Source organism: Pseudomonas sp. N040 (genome assembly GCF_015637705.1).
Lineage (GTDB): Bacteria > Pseudomonadota > Gammaproteobacteria > Pseudomonadales > Pseudomonadaceae > Aquipseudomonas.
Window position 1 is genome coordinate 1 of record NZ_JADOBE010000018.1, and the last position, 6830, is coordinate 6830.

The following is a 6830-nucleotide window of genomic DNA, read 5'->3' on the forward strand; positions in this document are numbered from 1 at the left end:
GTCTTCTTCGGCACCGTGATGCAGCGCAAGACCAAGCACATTTATGTGGGCAACTGGTTCTTCGGCGGCTTCATCCTGACCGTGGCGCTGCTGCACATCGTCAACAACATCGAACTGCCGGTCAGCCTGACCAAGTCCTACTCGGTCTATGCCGGCGCCACCGACGCGATGATCCAGTGGTGGTACGGCCACAACGCCGTGGGCTTCTTCCTGACCGCCGGCTTCCTCGGCATGATGTACTACTTCGTGCCCAAGCAGGCCGGACGCCCGGTGTACTCCTATCGCCTGTCGATCGTGCACTTCTGGGCCCTGATCGCCGTGTACATCTGGGCCGGTCCGCACCACCTGCACTACACCGCGCTGCCGGACTGGGCGCAGTCGCTGGGCATGGTGATGTCGCTGATCCTGCTGGCACCCAGCTGGGGCGGCATGATCAACGGCATGATGACCCTCTCCGGCGCCTGGCATAAGCTGCGTACCGACCCGATCCTGCGCTTCCTGGTGGTCTCGCTGGCCTTCTACGGCATGTCCACCTTCGAAGGCCCGATGATGGCGATCAAGACCGTCAACGCCCTGTCCCACTACACCGACTGGACCATCGGCCACGTACACGCCGGCGCCCTCGGCTGGGTCGCCATGGTCTCGATGGGCGCGCTCTACCACCTGATTCCGAAGGTCTTCGGTCGCGAGCAGATGTACAGCGTCGGCCTGATCAACACGCACTTCTGGATGGCCACCATCGGCACCGTGCTCTACATCGCCTCGATGTGGGTCAACGGCATCGCCCAGGGCCTGATGTGGCGTGCAGTCAACACCGACGGCACCCTCACCTACTCCTTTGTCGAGGCACTGGAAGCCAGTCACCCGGGCTTCGTGGTGCGCATGATCGGCGGTGCCATCTTCTTCACCGGCATGCTGGTCATGGCCTACAACACCTACCGCACCGTGCGCGCAGCCAATCCTGCCGAATATGAAGCCGATGCGCGGATTCCCGAGGTAGCTCACTGATGAAAAAGCACGAAATCCTTGAGAAGAACATCGGCCTGATGGCCCTGTTCATGGTTCTGGCAGTGAGCATCGGCGGTCTGGTACAGATCGTCCCGCTGTTCTTCCAGGACGTCACCAACACCCCGGTCGAGGGCATGAAGCCGCGCACCGCCCTGGAAATGGAAGGCCGCGACATCTTCATCCGCGAGGGCTGCGTCGGTTGCCACTCGCAGATGATCCGTCCGTTCCGCGCCGAGACCGAGCGTTATGGTCACTACTCGGTCGCCGGTGAAAGCGTCTGGGATCACCCGTTCCTGTGGGGCTCCAAGCGTACCGGCCCGGACCTGGCCCGCGTCGGTGGCCGTTACTCGGATGACTGGCACCGCGCGCACCTGTACAACCCGCGCAACGTGGTGCCCGAGTCGATCATGCCGGCTTATCCGTGGCTGGTGGAGAACACCCTCGACGGCAAGCTGACCGGCGCCAAGCTGCAGGCCATGCAGACGCTCGGGGTGCCGTATACCGACGCCGACATCGCCGGTGCCGGCGATGCCGTCAAGGGCAAGACCGAAATGGATGCACTGGTCGCCTACCTGCAGGGGCTGGGTACCAGCCTCAAGAACAAGCGGTAAGCGCGATGGACATCGGAACCCTGCGCGGACTCGGCACCTTGCTGGTGCTGGTCGCCTTCGTCAGCGTGACCCTCTGGGCCTACAGCGGCAGGAACAAGGCGCGCTTCGACGAAGCGGCCAACCTGCCCTTCGCCGATGAGCCCGCAGCCAAAAAAAGTGAAGAAAAAGATTCTGGGAGTAAGAGCGAATGACCACGTTCTGGAGTTGGTACATCACCATCCTGACACTGGGCACCTTTGTGGCGCTGTTCTGGCTGGTGTTCGCCACCCGCAAGGGCGAAAGCAAGGGCGCCACCGACCAAACCATGGGGCACTCCTTCGACGGTATCGAGGAGTATGACAACCCGCTGCCCAAGTGGTGGTTCATGCTGTTTGTCGGCACCATCTTCTTTGCCATCGTCTACCTGATCCTCTATCCGGGCCTGGGCAACTGGAAAGGCGTATTGCCTGGTTACGACGGCGGCTGGACGCAGGACAAGCAATGGCAGCATGAGGTTGACAAGGCGCAAGCGGAGTACGGGCCGATCTTCGCCAAATATGCCGCCATGCCAATCACCGATGTTGCCCAGGATTCCACTGCGCTGAAAATGGGTGGCCGCATGTTCGCCACCTATTGCTCGGTGTGCCACGGTTCGGATGCCAAGGGTGCCGTCGGCTTCCCCGACCTGACTGACAACATCTGGCGCTGGGGCGGCGAGCCAGAGACCATTCAGGCCAGCATCCTCAACGGCCGCCATGCGGCAATGCCGGCCTGGGGCTCGATCCTCGGCGATGCCGGGGTGAAGAACGTTGCCGCCTATGTGCGTCAGGATCTGGCCGGCCTGAAACTGCCGGAAGGCAGCAATGCCGACGCCGCCGCAGGCAAGCAGGTCTTCGCCACCAACTGCGCGGTCTGCCATGGCGCAGAAGGCAAAGGCATGGCGATGATGGGCGCACCCGACCTGAGCCAGCCAGGCGGGTTCATCTACGGCACCAGCCTGGCCCAGCTTGAGCAGACCATCCGCAATGGCCGCAACGGCCTGATGCCCGCCCAGGAGCAATACCTCGGCGCAGACAAGGTCCATATCCTGGCCGCCTATGTCTACAGCCTGTCGCACCCGGAAACCCAGCAAGCCAGCAAGTGATGCATCCGCCCGCAGCACCGCCAGGTGCTGCGGGCATCCCGCGTGTCATAGCCCGCCCCACCCCGCCAACCTGACGCCTGCGCAGCCAGCAGGGCGACAGCCATGAGCCCCATCCCGATCCTCGCTGCAGGCACTCGGTGACCGGCTGCCAAGCGCTTTGCCACAGTGGCAGCGACCCGGAGCGCTGTTGCTACCTGGGGGCGGCGAGCGCAGGTATACTTCGCCACTTTTTTCGCACCCTCAGCCTCCGCGCAGATTGCGCCGCGGCCGGCTTTGCAACAGCAGACCCGCCTGCTTAACTGAACTGGCAACACTCGCCATTGCCGCCCCGGCCTGATGGCAAATGGAGACGACCATGATCAATCTGCTCAGGCAGGCCCTCGACCAGAGCCTGGAAATCAATGAGCGCCTGGCCGCTTCGGCAAGCAATGGTTTCGACTGGCTGTTCCGTCGCGACCAGTTGATCAAATCCGGCCTGAGCGACTTTGATCTTGTCCATGACGGCGGACTGATGACGGTTCGCTACTACAGCCTGACCGGCCAGCGCTCGATTGAACTGGCCGATGGTAGCCAGCTGCCGATCAAGTCGCGCAAGCATGCGGTGCCGCTGGTACTGGTACCGCCACTGGGCGTGACCAGCGAAACCTTTGACCTCCTGCCCAATCGCAGCCTGGTGCGCTACATGGCCGCCCGCGGCTTCAAGGTCTACCTGATCAACTGGGGCGAACCAGGTCGCGAACACGCGGCGCTGGGCATGACGGATTACGCCGACCGGATGATGGGCGAAGCGCTCCAGGCCGTGCGCGCACACAGTGGCGTCGCGGATGTATCGCTGATGGGCTGGTGCATGGGCGGTTTGTTGTCGTTGCTGTACTCCGGACTGAAGTACGACAAACGCATCCGCAACATCATCACGGTCGCCAGCCCGATCGACATGCGTGGCGGCGGCATGGTGGCTGGCGTGGCCCAGGCCCTGAATACGCCTGCCAAGCTGATCCGCAAGTACACCGATTTCAAGCTGCTGGCGATAAACCCCGCCAAGCTGCACACCTCCGGCTGGGTCACCAGCCTGGCGTTCAAACTGACCGACCCCGTCAGCAGCCTGACTACCTACTGGGATCTGATTACCCGATTGTGGGATCGCGAGTTCGTCGAATCGCACAGCACCACCTCCGACTACCTCAACAATATGCTGAGTTACCCGGTCGGCATGCTGCAGGACATGCTGATCAAGGTAGTGGTCGACAACAAGCTGGCCAAGGGCGAAATCGAAGTGGGTAGCAAGATTTCGCGCTTCCGCAATATTCGCGCCGCCATGCTGGTGTTTGCCGGCGAACAGGACGCACTGGTCTCCGCCTCCACCGCCAGAGGCATCCTCGACCTGGTCAGCTCGCAGGACAAGCACTTCGAAGTGGCTCCCGGCGGCCATATGGGCGTGATTCTGGGCAGTAACGCACAGCGCGTGGTCTGGGCCAAATCCGCCGACTGGCTGGTTTCGCGCTCATTGCCTGCCGCCAAGCCAGCCAAGCCCGCCAAAGCGCCAAATGCGGAGAAAGTTGCCAGCAAAGCCGCCACCAGAGCGAAAACCAGCAATCCCTGATACGCACAGCCGGTCATCAGGGGCTGCGACAAAGTGGCACACTGTTCATAGCGCCGCTGGATCCTTGCGCAGCACTTTTCTCTGACAAACTTGGCCAACACACCGGTAACAGGTAAATCAGGCGGTGATCTGGCGCTTAAAAACCGCGAGCCATGCTGAAAATGATCTACCTTTCTCTGCAGCAGGCCTGATTGCAATGCGATTGGCCTTTCTCCATACTTGCCGCCGTTTTTTCCAACTGTAACCGCAAGTTACAGTGAATCTGCGCAAACTCGGAAACTCCCAGCATGAGCACAGCACTATGAGCACAGCAACCAGTACCACCTACAATTACGGGGTGGTCCGCCAATTCGCCATCATGACGGTGGTGTGGGGGATCGTTGGCATGGGTCTTGGCGTCTTGATCGCCGCGCAACTTGCCTTTCCCGAACTGAACTTCGGCCTGCCCTGGACCAGCTTCGGACGCCTGCGTCCGCTGCACACCAACGCGGTGATCTTCGCGTTCGGCGGCTGCGCCCTGTTCGCCTGTTCCTACTATGCGGTCCAGCGTACCAGCCAAACCCGTCTGGCCTTCGGCAAGCTGGCCAGTTTCACCTTCTGGGGCTGGCAACTGGTGATCCTGCTGGCAGCCATCACCCTGCCGCTGGGCTACACCTCCTCCAAGGAGTATGCCGAGCTGGAATGGCCGATCGATATCCTGATCGCCGTGGTCTGGGTCAGCTATGCGGTAGTCTTCTTCGGCACCGTGATGCAGCGCAAGACCAAGCACATTTATGTGGGCAACTGGTTCTTCGGCGGCTTCATCCTGACCGTGGCGCTGCTGCACATCGTCAACAACATCGAACTGCCGGTCAGCCTGACCAAGTCCTACTCGGTCTATGCCGGCGCCACCGACGCGATGATCCAGTGGTGGTACGGCCACAACGCCGTGGGCTTCTTCCTGACCGCCGGCTTCCTCGGCATGATGTACTACTTCGTGCCCAAGCAGGCCGGACGCCCGGTGTACTCCTATCGCCTGTCGATCGTGCACTTCTGGGCCCTGATCGCCGTGTACATCTGGGCCGGTCCGCACCACCTGCACTACACCGCGCTGCCGGACTGGGCGCAGTCGCTGGGCATGGTGATGTCGCTGATCCTGCTGGCACCCAGCTGGGGCGGCATGATCAACGGCATGATGACCCTCTCCGGCGCCTGGCATAAGCTGCGTACCGACCCGATCCTGCGCTTCCTGGTGGTCTCGCTGGCCTTCTACGGCATGTCCACCTTCGAAGGCCCGATGATGGCGATCAAGACCGTCAACGCCCTGTCCCACTACACCGACTGGACCATCGGCCACGTACACGCCGGCGCCCTCGGCTGGGTCGCCATGGTCTCGATGGGCGCGCTCTACCACCTGATTCCGAAGGTCTTCGGTCGCGAGCAGATGTACAGCGTCGGCCTGATCAACACGCACTTCTGGATGGCCACCATCGGCACCGTGCTCTACATCGCCTCGATGTGGGTCAACGGCATCGCCCAGGGCCTGATGTGGCGTGCAGTCAACACCGACGGCACCCTCACCTACTCCTTTGTCGAGGCACTGGAAGCCAGTCACCCGGGCTTCGTGGTGCGCATGATCGGCGGTGCCATCTTCTTCACCGGCATGCTGGTCATGGCCTACAACACCTACCGCACCGTGCGCGCAGCCAATCCTGCCGAATATGAAGCCGATGCGCGGATTCCCGAGGTAGCTCACTGATGAAAAAGCACGAAATCCTTGAGAAGAACATCGGCCTGATGGCCCTGTTCATGGTTCTGGCAGTGAGCATCGGCGGTCTGGTACAGATCGTCCCGCTGTTCTTCCAGGACGTCACCAACACCCCGGTCGAGGGCATGAAGCCGCGCACCGCCCTGGAAATGGAAGGCCGCGACATCTTCATCCGCGAGGGCTGCGTCGGTTGCCACTCGCAGATGATCCGTCCGTTCCGCGCCGAGACCGAGCGTTATGGTCACTACTCGGTCGCCGGTGAAAGCGTCTGGGATCACCCGTTCCTGTGGGGCTCCAAGCGTACCGGCCCGGACCTGGCCCGCGTCGGTGGCCGTTACTCGGATGACTGGCACCGCGCGCACCTGTACAACCCGCGCAACGTGGTGCCCGAGTCGATCATGCCGGCTTATCCGTGGCTGGTGGAGAACACCCTCGACGGCAAGCTGACCGGCGCCAAGCTGCAGGCCATGCAGACGCTCGGGGTGCCGTATACCGACGCCGACATCGCCGGTGCCGGCGATGCCGTCAAGGGCAAGACCGAAATGGATGCACTGGTCGCCTACCTGCAGGGGCTGGGTACCAGCCTCAAGAACAAGCGGTAAGCGCGATGGACATCGGAACCCTGCGCGGACTCGGCACCTTGCTGGTGCTGGTCGCCTTCGTCAGCGTGACCCTCTGGGCCTACAGCGGCAGGAACAAGGCGCGCTTCGACGAAGCGGCCAACCTGCCCTTCGCCGATGA

Annotated in this window: 8 protein-coding genes; all 8 read left to right on the forward strand. The window is 62.2% G+C overall.

The window, feature by feature from the left end:
- On the forward strand, positions 1-1008 hold a 1008-nt coding region (locus ISX93_RS16950), incomplete at its 5' end, for a cbb3-type cytochrome c oxidase subunit I (RefSeq protein WP_195777204.1).
- Positions 1008-1619 carry a cytochrome-c oxidase, cbb3-type subunit II gene (gene ccoO, locus ISX93_RS16955; protein ID WP_195777205.1) on the forward strand — a complete coding sequence of 204 codons (612 nt, stop codon included), beginning with the start codon at positions 1008-1010 and terminating at the stop codon, positions 1617-1619. The genes ISX93_RS16950 and ccoO (ISX93_RS16955), both read left to right, overlap by 1 nt.
- Positions 1620-1624: 5 nt before the next feature.
- Positions 1625-1810, forward strand: coding sequence for a cbb3-type cytochrome oxidase subunit 3 (locus ISX93_RS16960; protein ID WP_195779938.1), 186 nt, complete (start codon positions 1625-1627; stop codon positions 1808-1810).
- Positions 1807-2742, forward strand: a complete 936-nt coding sequence (gene ccoP, locus ISX93_RS16965) for a cytochrome-c oxidase, cbb3-type subunit III (RefSeq protein WP_195779939.1) — start codon at positions 1807-1809, stop codon at positions 2740-2742. The genes ISX93_RS16960 and ccoP overlap by 4 nt, the downstream gene beginning before the upstream one ends.
- 355 nt (positions 2743-3097) lie before the next feature.
- Positions 3098-4342 (forward strand): alpha/beta fold hydrolase, encoded by a 1245-nt coding sequence (locus ISX93_RS16970; protein WP_195779940.1) that lies wholly within the window; start codon positions 3098-3100, stop codon positions 4340-4342.
- 301 nt (positions 4343-4643) lie between these two features.
- Positions 4644-6080 carry a cytochrome-c oxidase, cbb3-type subunit I gene (gene ccoN / locus ISX93_RS16975; RefSeq protein WP_195779941.1) on the forward strand — a complete coding sequence of 479 codons (1437 nt, stop codon included), beginning with the start codon at positions 4644-4646 and terminating at the stop codon, positions 6078-6080.
- On the forward strand, positions 6080-6691 hold the full coding sequence (gene ccoO, locus ISX93_RS16980) for a cytochrome-c oxidase, cbb3-type subunit II (protein WP_195777205.1): 612 nt from the start codon (positions 6080-6082) through the stop codon (positions 6689-6691). The genes ccoN and ccoO (ISX93_RS16980) overlap by 1 nt, the downstream gene beginning before the upstream one ends.
- A 5-nt stretch (positions 6692-6696) precedes the next feature.
- The coding region (locus ISX93_RS16985) for a cbb3-type cytochrome oxidase subunit 3 (RefSeq protein WP_195778840.1) at positions 6697-6830 on the forward strand (134 nt) is incomplete at its 3' end.

Excerpts from the sequence above, each read along its gene's own strand:
- ccoO (WP_195777205.1), top strand. The coding sequence starts at position 1,008 with ATGAAAAAGCACGAAATCCTTGAGAAGAACATCGGCCTGATGGCCCTG.
- ISX93_RS16960 (WP_195779938.1), top strand. The coding sequence starts at position 1,625 with ATGGACATCGGAACCCTGCGCGGACTCGGCACCTTGCTGGTGCTGGTC.
- ccoP (WP_195779939.1), top strand. The coding sequence starts at position 1,807 with ATGACCACGTTCTGGAGTTGGTACATCACCATCCTGACACTGGGCACC.
- ISX93_RS16970 (WP_195779940.1), top strand. The coding sequence starts at position 3,098 with ATGATCAATCTGCTCAGGCAGGCCCTCGACCAGAGCCTGGAAATCAAT.
- ccoN (WP_195779941.1), top strand. The coding sequence starts at position 4,644 with ATGAGCACAGCAACCAGTACCACCTACAATTACGGGGTGGTCCGCCAA.
- ccoO (WP_195777205.1), top strand. The coding sequence starts at position 6,080 with ATGAAAAAGCACGAAATCCTTGAGAAGAACATCGGCCTGATGGCCCTG.